We start from the raw sequence: 15,221 nt of genomic DNA, 5'->3' as shown, positions 1-15,221 counted from the left end.
CGTGCTGAGCCACGATCGCGGGCGTGACCGAGATCCGCGTTCTCACCGACGAGGCGCAGTTCCGCGCCCATGCCACGGTCTTCCGCCGCGCGATGCACTGGGGCCCGCCGCCCGACGAGCAGTGGGACGTCATCCGCCCGTCCTACGAGCCCGATCGGGCGCTCGCCGCCTTCGACGGCGACGAGATGATCGGGACCACTCAGTCGTTCGCCTCTTCTCTTGTGGTGCCTGGTGGCGCAGTCGTGCCGCATGCCGCGATCTCGCGCGTGGGTGTGCGTGCCGACCACACGCGCCGGGGCGTGCTGACCGCCCTGATGCGCGAACAACTCTCGACCCTGCCGGATCCGGTGGCGTCGTTGCGCGCGTCCGAGGGCCGCATCTACGGGCGTTTCGGCTACGGCCTGGCCGGGCGGTGGCGGTCGATCGAGATCGACGCCGAGCGGGCGGTGATCCCCGGCGGGATGACCGGCCGGGTGCGGATGATCGACGCGGACGCCGCCGACAAGCTGTTGCCGGAACTGCACGAGGCCATCGGGCTGAAGCGGCCGGGCCAGATCGGCAGGTGGCCGGGCTGGTGGGCGCGGGCTCGCGACCGCAGGGGCGGCGGCGATTCCTCGGCCACGATCATCCACAGCGGACCTGATGGTGACGACGGTTTCCTGACCTACAAGGTGTCCGAGGTGAAGGACCACCGCTACCGGATGTCCGTTCAGGACTTCGTGTGGGCGGGCGAGGACGCGTGGCGCGACCTGTGGATCTACGCGTCACGGCTGGACCTCGTGAACACGATCGAGCACGACGTGGCGCTCGACGACCCGCTGTCGTGGCTGTTCGAGGACCCGCGGGTGGTCCGCACCAAGGACGTGTTCGACGAGATCTGGCTGCGGCTGGCCGACGTGCCGCGCATGCTGTCCGCCCGCACGTACGGCGCCGCCGAGCCGGTCGTCATCGAGGTGCGGGACACGCTGCTGCCCGCCAACGACGGCTGCTACCGGGTGTCGCCGGACGGTGCCGAGCGGGTGGACGCGCAGGCCGACCTCACGATCCCGGTCGAGCTGCTCGGTGCCGTCTACTTCGGTGACACCACGTTCTCGCAGCTCGCGGCGGCCAAACGGATCGTGGGAAACCGTCTGGCCGACGCCGACGCGTTGTTCGCCGTGGACCGGAAGCCGCACTGCGGGACGTTCTTCTAAGGGCGCCGCTCCATCGCGTTGACCAGGCGCGGCACCGAGCTGCCCAGACCCCAGCGCTGCGTCAGCTCGCGCAGCCGTTCGGGGTCGGCGGGCACGCGCGGCACCTCGTCGTCGCGGTCCAGGATCACCGGCGCGTCCAGGGCGGTGCGGACGACGGTGGGCGCGGCCGCCAGGTACTCCTCGGCCGCGATGAGCGCGTTGCGGGCCTTGGTGGTGAGCTTGCGATCCATCGGGTCGGTGACGGCCTTGAGCAGCTCCTCCAGCGAGCCGAACTCGGTGATGAGCTTCGCGGCGGTCTTCTCGCCGATGCCCGCGACGCCCGGCAGGCCGTCGGAGGGGTCGCCGCGCAGCACCGCCATGTCGGCGTAGGCGGAACCGGCGTTCTCGACCGGCAGCGCGTACTTCGCGGCGAGCTCATCGGGGCCGAGGACCTCCGCCTTGTTCCAGCCGCGGCCGACGTACACGACGTGCACCGGCGTGGGCTCGAAGCGCACGACCTGGAACATGTCGCGGTCGCCCGTGACCACCTCGACGGGTGATTTCTGCTCGCGGTGGGCGAGCGCGCCGATGACGTCGTCGGCCTCGTAGCCCGCCGCCTCGCCGGTGCAGATGCCGGCCGCGTCGAGCACGTCGAGGATGATCGGGATCTGCGGCGTGAGGGTGTCCGGGACCTCCTCCTCGCCGTCCACCGCGTCCTCGGCGACCCGGTGCGCCTTGTAGGAGGGCAGCGCCTTCACCCGGAACTCCGGGCGCCAGTCGGCGTCGAGGCACGCGACCAGCCGCGCGGCGCCGCGGTCGGTGATGACGCGGGCGATCGTGTCGACGAAGCCGCGCACGGCGTTCACCGGCGTGCCGTCGGGCGCGGTCATCGAGTCCGGCAGCGCGTAGTACGACCGGAAGTAGAGGCTCGCGGAGTCGAGCAGCACCAGGGGAGAGCTCACGGTTGGACAAGCTACTAGGCTCAGGCGCATGGCAACGATCACCGGCCCCATCGACGTGTCCGCGCTGCGTGCGCGGCTTGACCGTGCTTCCGCCGCGGCCGAGCAGGCGGGCGTCGACGCCCTCCTCATCTCGCCCGGTTCGGACCTGCGGTACCTGATCGGTGCCGGTGGCGACTCCTTCGAGCGCCTCACCTGCCTCGCGCTGCCCGTCGGCGGCACCCCGACGCTGGTCGTGCCGAAGCTGGAACAGCCCGGCTACGCCGCCGTCCCGACCGACGAGCTGGGCGTCCAGGTCGTCACGTGGGTCGACGGCGAGGACCCGTACGCGCTGGTCAAGGCCGCGCTGAAGGGCTCGCGCGTCGCCGTGGCGGACATGATGCCCGCCCTGCACACCATCAAGCTCGGCAACGCCATCGGCGGAGAGCAGACGCTGGCCGGCCCGATCATCCGCGAGCTGCGCATGCGCAAGGACGCGAGCGAGATCGCCGCCCTGCGCAAGGCCGGCGCCGCGATCGACCGCGTGCACGCGCGCATGGGCGAGTTCCTGCGCGTGGGCCGCACCGAACGCGAGGTCGCGAAGGACGTCGCCGCGGCGATCGTCGACGAAGGTCACACCGTCGCCGACTTCGTGATCGTCGGCTCCGGCCCGAACGGCGCCTCCCCGCACCACCGCGACTCCGACCGCGTCGTCGAGGCCGGCGACGTCGTCGTCATCGACATCGGCGGCCCGGTCGCCGAGGGCTACAACTCCGACTCGACCCGCACCTACGTGATGGGCGAACCGTCGTACGACGACGTCTGGGACACCTACGCCGTCCTGCAGGCGGCGCAACAGGCCGCCGTCGACGCCGTGCGGCCCGGCGTCACCTGCGAAGAGGTCGACGCCGCCGCCCGTTCGGTGATCGCCGACGCCGGCTTCGGCGAGTACTTCGTGCACCGCACCGGCCACGGCATCGGCCTCGACGTGCACGAGGAGCCCTACATCGTGAGCGGCAACGCGCTGCCGCTCGAACCCGGCATGGCGTTCAGCGTCGAACCCGGCATCTACCTGCCCGGCCGCTGGGGCGCGCGCATCGAGGACATCGTCGTCGCCACCGCCGAAGGCGTCGAGTCCTTCAACAACCGACCTCACGAGCTGGTGGTGCTTTGACCCTCGAGCAGATCGACAGAGCGATCCTGAAGGAACTCGCCTCGGACGGCCGGTGCAGCTTCACCGACCTGGCCGAGCGCGTCGGCCTGTCCGTGTCAGCGGTGCACCAGCGCGTGAAACGCCTGGAACAGCGCGGCATCGTCAAGGGCTACGCCGCACGCCTGGACGGCGCCGAGATCGGCCTGCCCATGTCCGCCTTCATCTCGCTCTTCCCGATCAACCCGGCCGAGCCCGACGACTACCCGAAGCGGCTGGAGCACCTGCCGGAGATCGAGGCCTGCTACTCGGTGGCGGGCGACGCCTCGTACGTGCTGCGCGTGCGGGTCGCGTCGCCCACGGCGCTGGAGGAGCTGCTGCAGAAGATCCGCGAGTCGGCCAACGTGTCGACGCGGACGACTGTGGTGCTGTCCACGCCTTACGAGGACCGGCCGCCTGCGGTCTGAGGTCGTTTTCAGGGCCGATGACGAGACGGGTCATTTCATCGCCGCTTCGCGACGATTGCGATGGGTGCTTGACTTCGGGGCCCTTGCGAGGCGCTGGCCGGCCTTCAAAAGCCGGGCATGTGAAGCGCCCGGCCGATCCGCGCACGGTAGCACGTCGCACCCAAAGTCAAGCCCCAATCGCGAGGGCGGGGCACGCCGTCACCGCTTACTGAGTTTGGAGTGGGGCGGGGCGGGTGGTTCACACTTTCGTGTACGGCTTTACCTGCTTTTATGTCGAGATCTTGCGGTAGATTAGAACACGTGATCGAACCCGACCTTCCTCTTCTCTCCACTGGCGAGCTGCTGAGCAGTCTCGTTGGTGAGGTGGCGGAGATTCGGGCTCGTGAGCACGCGGTGATGCGCAAGATTGCCGAGTTGGATCGGCGTGGTGCCGCGAGTGAGCTTGGGTACAAGGATTTGGCTCAGGTGCTGCAGCACGCGGTCCGGTGGAGTCGGAATACCGCCAAGCAGTGGGTCGCCAATGCCGCACTGCTAGGGACGGGGATCACGCCGACCGGTGGCGAGATCGCGCCGGAGCTGCCGGTGACCGCGTCGGCGGCGGCCGAGGGCGCGCTGTCCGTGGAGCATGTCGCGGTGGTCGCCGAGGTGATGAAGGAGCTGCCCGCCGAGTACGAGGAGACCGTGGTCGGTCTCGCGCGCGAGCATGATCCGGTGGCGTTGCGGGGGTTGGGCCGAAAGCTGGTCTACGCGCTGTTGCAGAACGATCCGGAACCACGTGAGGCCGAACCGTCGCGGCAGGTCAATCAGCATGTGATGCGGTGGAAGGGTGACCAGCTGGAGATCCGGGCCACGCTGGACAAGGTCACCGGCGCCCAGTACGAGGCGTTGCTGGACCCGCTGGCCAAGCCCCGCCCGACCACGGCCGAGGAGGGCCCGGATCCGCGCTCGCGGGCCGAGCGTGAGGGGGATGCGCTGGCCGAGCTGGTGGATCTGATGCTGCGTGCGGATCAGTTGCCTGAGCATGGTGGTGAGCCGGTCACGCTGACGGTGACGGTGCGCTATGAGGACCTGGCGGGCAAGCTCGGTCAGGGCCTGCTGGACAACGGCCAGCGCGTCCCGGTCGAGCAGGTGCGTCGGCTGGCGTGCAGCGCGGGAATCATCCCGCTGGTGCTGGGGGAGAAGTCGCAGCCGATGGACATCGGCCGCAAGACCCGCAGCTTCCCCGCCGGAATCCGCCGGGTCCTGGTCGCCCGCGACAAGGGCTGTGCTTTCCCCGGTTGTGGCAGACCGCCGAAACAGTGCGATGCGCACCATATTCATCACTGGGCGAACGGCGGCGATACGTCGGTCAAGAATGCGGTGCTGCTCTGCCGACATCACCACACGCTCATTCACCAGAGTGAGTGGGAAGTGAAAATGGTGCACGGCATACCGGCGTTCTACCCGCCCGCGTGGCTGGATCCGCACCGCAAGCCGAGACGCAATCTCATCAACGGGGTTGCGTGATCGGCCTGATGTCGACCCGGTAAGCGGTAGTGACGTGCCCAGCCCGCAATCGTCGCGAAGCGGCGATGACGCAACCAACGCTCGTCATCGACCCTCAACACACCCGGCCGTCAACCAAGGCCAGCACCCGATCGGCCACCGCGTGCACGGCCTCGTGATGCGTGGCGATCAACACCGCGGCCCCCTCGTCCGCCACCCGCCGCAACACCGAGACCGCAACCTCGGCACTACCGGAATCCAGGTGCGCCGTGGGCTCATCAGCCAGCAGAGCAGCGGGCCGCGCCACCACGGCCCGAGCCAGCGCCGCCCGCTGCTGCTGCCCGAACGACACCTCCCCGGGATACCGCGAGCCCAACGCGCCGATCCCGAGCTCCGCCAGCAGCCCGCCCACCTCGTCCACGGCCCGCCCGGCCAGGCGCAGCGGCAACGCGACGTTCTCCTCCAGCGTCAGCTCGGTCGCCAGTCCCAGCGACTGCGGCAGCACAGCGCACGCCGACCACGAAGCCGAGCCGGGTGAAACGGACCCGCGGTCCGGCGAGTCGAAGCCGCACAGCAACGACAACAGCGCGGTCTTGCCGGAACCGGACGGGCCGCTCAGCGTCACCAGTTCCCCGGCCGACACCGCCAGGTCCACGCCGCGCAGCACCGAGACGCCGCCGAAAGCCCGGTGCACCCCCGTAGCGCGGATCACGACGCCGCCAACGGCACGCACAGGTCCGCCAGCGCGATCAACCGCGGATCGTGCGACGCCACCACGGCGGGCACGGGTAGCGACGCCAGGGTTTCCAGCACCAGGTCGGCGGACCGCGTGTCGAGCTGCGAGGTCGGCTCGTCGGCCACCACCACGGACGCCCCGCGCGCCAGCGCGCAGCCGAAAGCGAGGCGTTGCTGCTGGCCGCCGGACAGGGTGCCGATCCGCCAGGTCGCGGACTCGCCCAGGCCCAGCCTCTCCAGCAGGGACAGGTCCGCGGCACCGGCCGCGCGGAGGTTCTCGCCCACGGTCAGGTGCGAGATCAGGTTGTCGGCCGGGTTCTGGAAGACGACCGCGATCTCCTTGCGCCGCAACGCTCGCAGCTCGGACCACGGCAACGCCGAGGTCGGGCGGTCGTGCACGAAGACCTCGCCGACCGAGGGGCGTTCGACCAGGGACAGGACTCGCAGCAGCGTCGACTTGCCGGAGCCGGACGGGCCCGACAGCACGGTGAGGCCGGGTGCGATCGTCAGCGACACGTCCGCGACGGCGCGCACCTGGCCGTAGGACACCCCGACGCCACAAGCGCGGATCACCTGAGCAGTTCTCCCATCCGCGCGGTCCGGGCACCGCGCAACGCCAGCCAGGCCGCCACCACGACGACGGCCAGTCCGCACAGCACCATCGAGCCCAGCAGCGAGGTCAGGTCCGGCGGCATCGGGGCCGGGTTCAGCCACGGCGCCGGATCCAGCCGCGGCACCGCGGCACCGGTGCTCACGAACGACGCCAGTGCGCCCACGGCCACCGCCAGCAACGCCAGGGCGCCCACTTCGAGCAGATGGCTGGACCACAGCACCGACGGTCGCATGCCCATGCGGGTCGACAGCGCGCCGGAGACGGCGTTCTGGCGGCGGCGGACCTCGATGGCCAGCAGCAACGCCACGGCGGCGACCACGGCCAGCACCACGCCGATCGCGGTCACGAAGCCGAACGTCCACTGCACGGTCAGGAACGGCAGGCCGTCCAGCACTCGCGCGCGGTCGGCGACATTCGTGTAGTTGATGCCGGCGTCCTGCAGCGCTGTGGTCAGCGCGGGCAGCGGCAGCGACGACCACAGGTGCCACGAACCCACCTGCTCGACGGCCGGCACCGAGTCCCGCGCGACCACGTAGCCGCGGGTGCCGAGCTTCGGGAACGACGGCAGCCACGCCACCGGCTTCAGCAGCGGCAGGCCGGGGATCTGGATCTCCTGGTCGGCGGCGCGGCCGATGCGCAGGGCGGGCGCGATCTCACCGGTGCGGCGCAGCCCGGACAGCAGTGAGCGCACGGAAGCGGCGTCGTTCAGCACGGCCGCGTCGGTGAACGTCGCCGGGTCCACGATCAACGCGCCCGTGCTCACGCCCACGAGAGTTGTGTTGCCGCGCAACGACGATGGCAGCGTCACGCGTCCGAGCGCGATGTCCTGCGACACCTGCACGGTGCTGTTCGCGCCGACGAACACGCCGGATTTCGAGTCCAACGCGGACCGCTGCGCCTGCGCCACGGCACTGCCGACCGCGATGGTTCCGACCGCCAGCACGCCCACGAGCACCACGCCGGTCACGGGTCCGGTGGCGGCCGCGAGCCGGCGCAACGCGAGCTGCGCGGCCGGAACCCGCCACCACTGCACGCGCCGCGACCGGCCCAGCGACCACCGCAGCAGCCGGGTCGCGAGCAACGCCGCCGCCAGCACGACGAGCAGCGGGAACGTCAGCGCCGCCACGTCGATCCTGGGCAGCTCGCCGGTCTTCAGCGTCGTGCCCAACCCGTTGCGGGACAGGCGGACCCACGCCAGCACGGCCAGTGACGCGACGGCCAGCTCCCACGGCACCACGGCGAGCCGCCAGGAGCGGGCCCGTCGTTGGAACGTGCGGTGCGTGCGCCAGCACGCCACCAGCACGGTCACCGCCAGCGAAGCGAGCACCACCGCGGCAACGCAACCCAACGCCGGCCACAGCGCTCCGGGAGCCAGCACCACTCCCGGCGCGTACAACGGCAGCAGCGACCGAGCCGCCACCAGCCCGAGCAACCCGCCGGCGACCAACGGCAGTCCGAGCTCCAGCACACCGCGGAAACCCAGTGCGAGCGGACTCGCCCCGCGCACCCACAGCAGCCGCAGCTCGGAATGCCTGCGTTGAGCCCATTGCACGGTCACCGTGCCGACGCCGGCGAGCCCCACCAACACGCTGATGACCACCAACGGCAGCAGTGCGGAGGCCACGTTCCGTTCGGACGTGCGGGCCGCGGTGATCGCGGAGGACAGGACATCCGTCCGGGTCAACGGCAGGGCCAGCGCGGACAGCAGCGCGTTCCCCTTGTCCCGCAACGCCTCCGCTTCGGCCAGCGTCGACACCGGGGTCGTGGGGAACCGCAGTGACACCGAGGCACCGGACGAGAACTCCGGTGGCAGCAGGGCGAGATCGGAGATCCGCGGCACCCAGATGACGGACGTGCTGGCGCCGTCACCGCCCAATGGGTTCGGCACCACGGTCTTCGCCTCGGAACACCACCACTCGGACACGGGATGCGCCAGGTCGGCGTAGATCGCGCTGACCACCAGCGACGACCCGGTCAGCCGGTCGCCCACGCGCACGTGCGCGGCGGTGGCGATCGTCTGCGGCACCCACAGCCCGGTGCCGCCGCCCTGCACGACCGTCAGGTGCGCCAACGCGTCGGGGCGGTGGCCGAACCGGCCGTAGGTCGCGATCCCGTTGAAGTCGGGACGCGCGATGCGCGTGTAGACGGCGCCCAGCGGACCGCGGGAGGACAGCGTGACCGCGGTGGACAGCGTCAGGCCGTCCCCGTCCAGCGACGGGTGCACGGACTGCGGGCACATCCGGCTCTGCTGGTAGGCGAGAGCCGCGCTGCCCGCGGCGGACGAGTGCAGCACGGCCGCGGCCACCACGAAGCCCAGCAGCAGCGTCGTCGCGACGCTCACCAGCAGCGTGAGCGGACTCGACAGGGCTGCCCGGGGCGCGGCTCTCCACGGCGACTGCACGAGCGCACGCTAATCGCCGTCATGCGATTTGGGGAGCTTTCAGGCCCACTTCCAGCGGACGCCGACCCAGTTCACCGACACGTCGGTCTCGAAGTGGTGCACCGAGTTCGTGTGGTCCAGCGCGAGGTCGATCGTGCGGTGCGGCTCGGACTCCTGCCAGTCCTGCAGGTAGACGTGCGGGTCGGCGGGCAGCGCGGCCGGGTGGAAATGCACCTCGATCAGGCTCTGCGCCATGAAGCACCGCACGCCGTGCGCGTACTCGAAGCTGTCGAGCCGCGTCGGGTCGTGGACGGCGAACTCGAACACCCACGTCTCGCCCGCCTTCAGCGACCGGTCGAACAGCAGCTCCTCGACGGTCACGTGTTCGGCCTCGTTGCGCGCGGACCGGCCGGTCCGGCAGTTGCGGACGGGTTCGTGCACGACTTCTGAAGTGCGCACGGAGTCGTCGCAGTAGTAGTGGGCGTAGAAGCGGTCGACGCCGTCGTGGCGTGCGCGGCCGACCACCTGCACGTGGACGCGGGACGCGTGCCGGTCGGCGTCGACGAAAACCCTGTCGTGGCGGGAGACGATCTCCAGGTCGTAGGTGTTGAAGCCGGGCATCATGCCGGGGACGACGTCCGGCCAGCCGCTCGGGCCGGTGTGCTCCAGCAGGCCCAGCAGTGACCGGGACGGCACCTCCAGCAGTTCCTCCAGCACCGAGACCGCGCGCAGCGACTTCGGGGAGATCGGCCGCACCCTGCCCTGCTGCCAGTCGCTCAACGTCGACAGCGCCACCGCCACGTCCTGCTGCGCCAGGCGCAATCGCAGCCGTTCCAGGGTGAGGCCGCGGCGGCGGATGGCCGCGCGCAGTGCCGAGTGGAACGGTCCGATGCGCAGCAGCGCTTCCAGACTGGGCGTGGTCACGGCACTGAGCGTAACGACTAGAGCGAGAACCCCTCCGGGAACGGATCGGTGGGGTCGAGCAGGTACTGGCCCATCCCGGTGATCCACGCGCGACCGGACACAGTGGGCACCACCGCCGTGCGGTCACCGAGCGGTACCTCTTCGAGCAACCGGCCGATGAACCTGGTGCCGATGAACGACTCGTTGACGAAGTCCGCGCCGATGCCGAGCTCGCCGCGCGCGTGCAGCTGGGCCATCCGGGCGCAAGTGCCTGTGCCGCAGGGGGAACGGTCGAACCAGCCGGGGTGGATCGCCATCGCGTTGCGCGAGTGGGCGCCGTCGTGGCCGGGCGCGGTGAACTGGACGTGCTTGCAGCCGCTGATCGCCGCGTCCACCGGGTGCACGGGGCGGTTCGTGGCGTTGATCCGGTCCATGATGTCCAGACCCGCGGCCAGGATGCGGTCCTTCTCCGCCCGGTCGAACGGGATGCCGAGATCGGCGAGCGGCAGGATGGCGTAGAAGTTGCCGCCGTACGCCATGTCGTAGCGGACCTCGCCCAGTCCCGGCACGTCGACCACGGCGTCCAGCTCGTGGGCGTACGCCGGGACGTTGCGGATCGTCACGAGCTTCGTGCGGGTGTCGTAGTCGGCCAGCACGAGCCCGGCCGGGGTGTCGAGCCGGACCGTCGTGACGGGTTCGGTCACCTCGACCATGCCGGTCTCGACCAGGACCGTCGCCACGCCGATGGTGCCGTGCCCGCACATCGGCAGACAGCCCGACACCTCGATGTAGAGCACGCCCCAGTCGGCGTCCGGGCGGGTCGGCGGCTGCAGGATCGCGCCGCTCATCGCCGCGTGGCCGCGCGGTTCGTCGACCAGCAACTTGCGGATGTGGTCGTGGTCGGAGATGAAGTTCAGCCGCTTGTCGGCCATGGTCTCGCCTGGGATCACCCCGACACCGCCGGTGATCACCCGGGTCGGCATGCCCTCGGTGTGCGAGTCGACCGCGCTGAAGTACTTGGCGAACGTCATACCGTGTCCAATTTTTGGGTAGCCAGCTTCATGTCGGCGTCGACCTGGGCGCGCTGCTCGGGGCTGAGCGGTCCCCGCGGCGGCCGGCACGGACCGCCGTAGCGGCCGACGAAGTCCATGGAGTGCTTGATGGCCTGCACGAACTCGGTGCGCGAGTCCCAGCGGAACGCGGGCACGAGGCGTTCGTACAACGTCCGTGCCTCGGCGAGCTTGCCCAGCAGCGCCAGCTCGAACAGCTCGGTGCACTCGGCGGGGAACACGTTGGGGTAGCCCGCGAACCAGCCGGTGGCGCCCATCAGCAGGCTTTCCAGCACGACGTCGTCGGCGCCCGCCACGACGGTGAGGTGCGGGGCCGCGGCCTTGATCTCCAGCACGCGGCGGACGTCGCCGGAGAACTCCTTCACCGCCACCACGTGCTCGATCTGGCCCAGCTCGGCGATCAGGCCGGGGGTGAGGTCGACCTTGGTGTCGATCGGGTTGTTGTAGACCATGATCGGCAGGCCGGCCTTGGCGACCTCGCGGAAGTGGTGCACGACCTCGCCCCGGTTCGCCCGGTACATCGTGGGCGGCAGGCAGAGCACGCCGTCCGCGCCGTCCTCGGCCGCCAGTTCGGCCCAGTGACGGGCCTGGTGCGCGCCCACGCCGTGCACGCCGATCACCGCAATGCCGCGACCTTTCACGGCCGCGATGGCGGTCTGGGCGACCTGGCGGCGCTCGGTGTCGGTCAGCGAGGAGTACTCGCCGAGCGAGCCGTTGGGGCCCACGCCGCGGCAGCCGTTCTCGACGACCCACTGGCAGTGCTCGGCGAGCTTGTCCAGGTCCGGGCGCAGTCCCGCGGGGGCCTTCGGGTCTTCCGCGTAGGGAAGCGCGGTGGCGACGATGACGCCGTCCAGGCGTTCGGTCATGACTACTTCTCCTCCGGGAGGGCGGCGAGTTCGCCGAGGGGGATCGGGACCGCGATCACGCGGCGCTGGCCGTCGAACGGGACGCCGGTCAGCTCGGCCGCGTTGCGGGCGCAGACGCGGCCCTGGCAGCGGCCCATCGCGACGCGGCTGGTGAGCTTGAGCTCGCGCATGCCGGTGGCGTCGGTGAGATCGGCGAGACTGACCTTCTCGCAGCGGCAGACCGTCGTGTCCGGGGCCGGCCACGTCCGCCAGCCCGGCCCGATCGCGTGCGCCCTGGCCAGGGCTTGGGCGAACAGGCGCCCCCGGCGGACGGCCCGCACGGCGTCGGACGGCGGTTCCCGGCCTGCCGCGGCGGCTCCGGCGACGACTCCCTCGGCCTCGGCCAGGTCCGCGCCGCCGATGCCGGTCACCTCACCGGCCGCGTAGACGCACGCGACGGAGGTCTGCTGGCGGTCGTCGACGTCGAGGAAGTCGTTGGTGCGCTTGGCCTCCGGCACGAGGTCGGTGCGGGGGAGGAACCCGTACCCGACGCAGACGAGGTCGGCGTGCTCGGTGCGGTGGCTGACCGGGCGCCAGTGGCGGTCGAGCTTCGCGACGGTGACCCGGTCGCCGTGCTTGGCGACGACCGCGGTGCGGGTCTCCAGGTGTGTCAACGCTTTGCGGTAGCCCGCGAGCTCACCGATCTTGTGGCGGTTGGCCAGCACGGCGCTCGCCTCGCGGGCCCAGGCGAGCGGCGAGTTCGCCTCGTAGACGCCGACGAGGGTGGCGCCGAGGTCCCGCAGGGCCGTCGCGACGGGCAGCAGGAACGGGCCGGTGCCCGTGACGATCACGCGTTCGGCGAGGGTGACGCCCTGCTTGGCCAGCGCCTGGGCGGCGCCCGCGGTGATCACGCCGGGGCCGTCCCAGCCGGGGAACGGCAGCGCGCGGTCGTAGGCGCCGGTCGCGACGACCAGCGCGTCGAAGCCGAGCTGTCGTGGTCCGCGCAGGTGGAGGGTCCGGTTCTCCACGAGCCAGGCCTCCGTGTTCTTGAGGTGCGTGACTCCGGCGTGCTCGAACCTGGCTCGCCCGCGCAGGTACTGGCCGCCCGCGTCCGGTTCGGCGTCGACCATCGTCACCTGCGCGCCCGCGTCGGCGGCGGTCCTCGCGGCGGCCATCCCGGCCGGACCCGCACCCACGACGACGACCCTCATGAGCGGGTCCTGATCACGTCGCCGTCGCGCAGCCGGTGGCGGCACGCGCGGACCTCGGGCACGCCGTTGATCTCCGCGACGCAGCCGAAGCACACCCCGATGCCGCAGAAGAACCGTCCCGGCAGCAACTCCGCGACGTGCGCGACCTCGCGCTGCCGGCCGTTGAACGTGACCTTCACACCATCACCTCCGGCCGGTCGACGCGGAACGGATGCGGATCGACGTGCGGGGTGGCGCCGGTGAGCAGCTCGGCGAGCAGGCGCCCGGTGGCGGGGGCCAGGCCGACGCCCGCGCCCTCGTGACCGGTGGCGTGCCAGAGTCCGGGGGTGCGCGGGTCCGCACCGATGATCGGCAGGTGGTCCGGCGCGTACGGGCGGAAGCCGCCGTACGCGCGCATGACGGGTACCTGGGCCAGCATCGGGAAGAGTGCGATCGCTTTGCGCGCCAACGCTTTCAGCACCTCGCTCTCGATCGTGTCGTCGAAGCCCTTGCGCTGCCGGCTCGACCCGATCAGCACCGTGCCGGCCTGGGTCGACTCGACGACGCCGGACGTCTGCAGGTCGGCGTCGTCGCTCGCGACCGCGCCGACGTAGTCCGCGTCGTAGACCTTGTGCCGGATCGTGCCGGGGATCGGGGTGGTGACCAGCACGACGCCGCGCCGGGGCAGCACGTTGACGCCGAAGTGCCGCGCCCACGGGCCGGCGGCGTCGACGACCGCGCCGCAGCTGATCACGCCGTCGGACGTGGTGACCGAGCGGCCGTCCGTCGTGGACACCTCGGCGCCGATGACCCTGATGCCGCGCAGCAGGGCCTTCGTCGCCTTGACCGGGTTGAGCTGCGCGTCCTGCAGGTAGTGGACCGCGGCGGTGATCTCCGGGTTGAGGTGCGGTTCGTGGGTCAGGGCCTCGGCCGCGGTGAGCTCGCAGGCGTCGATGCCCGCCGCGCGCTGCTTCGCGGCGAAGGCCCTGAGCGGCTCGGCCGCCTCGGCGGTCGTGGCGACGACCAGGCCGCCCTTCTCCTCCCACTCGGCGTCTTGGGCGAGCGACGGCCACAGCTCCCGGCTCGCCTTCGCGAGTTCGAGCTCCGGCCCGGGCTCCTTGTCGCTGACCAGGACGTTGCCCTCACCGGCCGCGCTGGTGCCCGACGCCGGTCCGCGGCGGTCGAGGACGACGACGTCGAGCCCGCGCGCGGTCAGGGCCTGCGCGCACGCGGCTCCGATGATGCCCGCTCCCACCACCACGACGTCCGGGCGCATCGCCACCTCCGTTCAATAGAATGAACGTTAGTGCCTCGGGTACTCCAGCACCAGTACCGAGCTGACCTCACCTCCGACCGTCTCGTACAGGTGCGGGACCGAACCGGGGAAGCACACGTAGTCGCCCGGTCCGAGCTCGTAGGGCCCCTCGGCCGGCCCCACCCGCAGCCGGCCGCTCGTCACCAGCACGTGCTCCTTGCCGGGATGACCTTCGCTGGTCTGCGTGGCCCCCGGCCGGATGCGCTGGTCGTAGATCTCCAGGACGGTGCCGGCGATGTCCATCCGCCGCATCAGCCGCAGGTCGACGGCGTTGCTGCTGAGCACCTCGACGTCCGCGGCCCGCACCAGCAGGACGTCCGGCGGCGTCCGCTCGGTCACCAGCTCCGATACCGGCACGTCCAGAGCGTTCGACAAACTGAACACCGTCTCGATCGTCGGGTTGCCCGCGCCGCTCTCCAGCTGGGACAGCGTGCCCTTCGCGATGGACGACCGCCGCGCGAGTTCCGACAGGGACAACCCGCGCTGCTCCCGGAACGCCCTGATGTTGGCGCCGAGCACCTGACCCGCACTCATAGCCACTGATCGTTGCATAGGCTTGCGCCCATGACTGCGTACACGGAGGCGGAGGGGCAGACCCTCCGCACGGCCGTTTTCGGTGCCATGGTGCTGGTGTCCACGGCGGACCCCGGCTCGGTCGACGAGGAGAGCCACGCGGGCATCAGGGCCATGACCCTGCTGCCCGACGACCTGCGCGCCGTGATCGCCGCCGCCCCGCCCACGCTGCCCGAGGGGTCGGCGTCCGATGTGGAGGAGGGCGTGCTCGCCGCGCTGAAGGAGGCCGTGCGGATCATCGACGCGCACGACCCGCGTGAGGTCCCGGTCTTCCGGGGCGCGGTGACGGAGATGGTCCGATCGGTGGCGGGCGCGGACGGCGAGGTGGCCGCGTCCGAGAAGGAGATGGTCGCCCGAGTGGTCGAAGCGCTGGCGTAGCCGGAAC

Annotated in this window: 16 protein-coding genes; 5 read left to right on the top strand and 11 right to left on the bottom strand. The window is 71.1% G+C overall.

The features are described from left to right. Positions 1–23: 23 nt before the first annotated feature. Positions 24–1,193 (top strand): GNAT family N-acetyltransferase, encoded by a 1,170-nt coding sequence (locus ACWEIJ_RS04980; RefSeq protein ID WP_449835866.1) that lies wholly within the window; start codon positions 24–26, stop codon positions 1,191–1,193. Here ACWEIJ_RS04980 and ACWEIJ_RS04975 read toward each other — a convergent pair. After that, positions 1,190–2,134 (bottom strand): 5'-3' exonuclease, encoded by a 945-nt coding sequence (locus ACWEIJ_RS04975; RefSeq protein ID WP_449835865.1) that lies wholly within the window; start codon positions 2,132–2,134, stop codon positions 1,190–1,192. The genes ACWEIJ_RS04980 and ACWEIJ_RS04975 overlap by 4 nt on opposite strands. Before the next feature lie 28 nt (positions 2,135–2,162). On the opposite strand from ACWEIJ_RS04975, the gene ACWEIJ_RS04970 reads away from it, so the two are divergent. From ACWEIJ_RS04970 to ACWEIJ_RS04960, 3 genes are all read left to right on the top strand, one after another. Next, positions 2,163–3,284, top strand: coding sequence for a M24 family metallopeptidase (locus ACWEIJ_RS04970; protein WP_449835864.1), 1,122 nt, complete (start codon positions 2,163–2,165; stop codon positions 3,282–3,284). Continuing rightward, positions 3,281–3,727: an Lrp/AsnC family transcriptional regulator gene (locus ACWEIJ_RS04965; RefSeq protein ID WP_189255336.1), complete on the top strand. Its 447-nt coding sequence runs from the start codon at positions 3,281–3,283 to the stop codon at positions 3,725–3,727. The genes ACWEIJ_RS04970 and ACWEIJ_RS04965 overlap by 4 nt, the downstream gene beginning before the upstream one ends. A gap of 300 nt (positions 3,728–4,027) precedes the next feature. Then, entirely contained in the window at positions 4,028–5,233 is a 1,206-nt protein-coding gene (locus tag ACWEIJ_RS04960; RefSeq protein WP_449835863.1) for a DUF222 domain-containing protein, read from the top strand. A gap of 94 nt (positions 5,234–5,327) precedes the next feature. Here ACWEIJ_RS04960 and ACWEIJ_RS04955 read toward each other — a convergent pair whose 3' ends face one another. Genes ACWEIJ_RS04955 through ACWEIJ_RS04910 form a run of 10 tightly spaced genes read right to left on the bottom strand, consistent with a single transcriptional unit; the run spans position 5,328 to position 14,797 of the window. Then, positions 5,328–5,921: an ATP-binding cassette domain-containing protein gene (locus tag ACWEIJ_RS04955; RefSeq protein WP_449836344.1), complete on the bottom strand. Its 594-nt coding sequence runs from the start codon at positions 5,919–5,921 to the stop codon at positions 5,328–5,330. Continuing rightward, positions 5,921–6,520 carry an ABC transporter ATP-binding protein gene (locus ACWEIJ_RS04950; RefSeq protein ID WP_449835862.1) on the bottom strand — a complete coding sequence of 200 codons (600 nt, stop codon included), beginning with the start codon at positions 6,518–6,520 and terminating at the stop codon, positions 5,921–5,923. The genes ACWEIJ_RS04955 and ACWEIJ_RS04950 overlap by 1 nt, the downstream gene beginning before the upstream one ends. Beyond that, positions 6,517–8,961, bottom strand: a complete 2,445-nt coding sequence (locus ACWEIJ_RS04945; RefSeq protein ID WP_449835861.1) for an ABC transporter permease — start codon at positions 8,959–8,961, stop codon at positions 6,517–6,519. Before ACWEIJ_RS04945 ends, ACWEIJ_RS04950 begins: the two co-directional genes overlap by 4 nt. A 39-nt stretch (positions 8,962–9,000) precedes the next feature. Beyond that, on the bottom strand, positions 9,001–9,864 hold the full coding sequence (locus tag ACWEIJ_RS04940; RefSeq protein ID WP_449835860.1) for a hypothetical protein: 864 nt from the start codon (positions 9,862–9,864) through the stop codon (positions 9,001–9,003). A 17-nt stretch (positions 9,865–9,881) separates the two neighbouring features. Next, positions 9,882–10,874, bottom strand: a complete 993-nt coding sequence (locus ACWEIJ_RS04935; protein WP_449835859.1) for a proline racemase family protein — start codon at positions 10,872–10,874, stop codon at positions 9,882–9,884. Beyond that, positions 10,871–11,779, bottom strand: coding sequence for a dihydrodipicolinate synthase family protein (locus ACWEIJ_RS04930; protein WP_449835858.1), 909 nt, complete (start codon positions 11,777–11,779; stop codon positions 10,871–10,873). The genes ACWEIJ_RS04935 and ACWEIJ_RS04930 overlap by 4 nt, the downstream gene beginning before the upstream one ends. Before the next feature lie 2 nt (positions 11,780–11,781). Continuing rightward, positions 11,782–12,969 (bottom strand): FAD-dependent oxidoreductase, encoded by a 1,188-nt coding sequence (locus ACWEIJ_RS04925; RefSeq protein ID WP_449835857.1) that lies wholly within the window; start codon positions 12,967–12,969, stop codon positions 11,782–11,784. Continuing rightward, positions 12,966–13,148, bottom strand: a complete 183-nt coding sequence (locus ACWEIJ_RS04920) for a 2Fe-2S iron-sulfur cluster-binding protein (protein ID WP_449835856.1) — start codon at positions 13,146–13,148, stop codon at positions 12,966–12,968. The genes ACWEIJ_RS04925 and ACWEIJ_RS04920 overlap by 4 nt, the downstream gene beginning before the upstream one ends. Further along, on the bottom strand, positions 13,145–14,224 hold the full coding sequence (locus tag ACWEIJ_RS04915; RefSeq protein ID WP_449835855.1) for an NAD(P)/FAD-dependent oxidoreductase: 1,080 nt from the start codon (positions 14,222–14,224) through the stop codon (positions 13,145–13,147). Before ACWEIJ_RS04915 ends, ACWEIJ_RS04920 begins: the two co-directional genes overlap by 4 nt. Before the next feature lie 27 nt (positions 14,225–14,251). Next, positions 14,252–14,797: a helix-turn-helix domain-containing protein gene (locus tag ACWEIJ_RS04910; protein WP_449835854.1), complete on the bottom strand. Its 546-nt coding sequence runs from the start codon at positions 14,795–14,797 to the stop codon at positions 14,252–14,254. Between the two features lie 30 nt (positions 14,798–14,827). On the opposite strand from ACWEIJ_RS04910, the gene ACWEIJ_RS04905 reads away from it, so the two are divergent. Beyond that, positions 14,828–15,214 (top strand): hypothetical protein, encoded by a 387-nt coding sequence (locus ACWEIJ_RS04905; protein WP_449835853.1) that lies wholly within the window; start codon positions 14,828–14,830, stop codon positions 15,212–15,214. Positions 15,215–15,221: the final 7 nt, after the last annotated feature.

It is taken from the genome of Lentzea sp. NPDC004789 (genome assembly GCF_053601075.1).
The sequence above is the reverse complement of the archived record's forward strand: the minus strand, read 5'-3'. Positions and strand labels throughout refer to the sequence as shown.

What these genes read in the sequence shown, in the direction of transcription:
- ACWEIJ_RS04970 (WP_449835864.1), top strand. Translation starts at nt 2,163, where the DNA reads ATGGCAACGATCACCGGCCCCATCGACGTGTCCGCGCTGCGTGCGCGG.
- ACWEIJ_RS04915 (WP_449835855.1), bottom strand. Translation starts at nt 14,224, where the DNA reads ATGCGCCCGGACGTCGTGGTGGTGGGAGCGGGCATCATCGGAGCCGCG.
- ACWEIJ_RS04925 (WP_449835857.1), bottom strand. Translation starts at nt 12,969, where the DNA reads ATGAGGGTCGTCGTCGTGGGTGCGGGTCCGGCCGGGATGGCCGCCGCG.
- ACWEIJ_RS04935 (WP_449835859.1), bottom strand. Translation starts at nt 10,874, where the DNA reads ATGACGTTCGCCAAGTACTTCAGCGCGGTCGACTCGCACACCGAGGGC.
- ACWEIJ_RS04930 (WP_449835858.1), bottom strand. Translation starts at nt 11,779, where the DNA reads ATGACCGAACGCCTGGACGGCGTCATCGTCGCCACCGCGCTTCCCTAC.
- ACWEIJ_RS04905 (WP_449835853.1), top strand. Translation starts at nt 14,828, where the DNA reads ATGACTGCGTACACGGAGGCGGAGGGGCAGACCCTCCGCACGGCCGTT.
- ACWEIJ_RS04910 (WP_449835854.1), bottom strand. Translation starts at nt 14,797, where the DNA reads ATGAGTGCGGGTCAGGTGCTCGGCGCCAACATCAGGGCGTTCCGGGAG.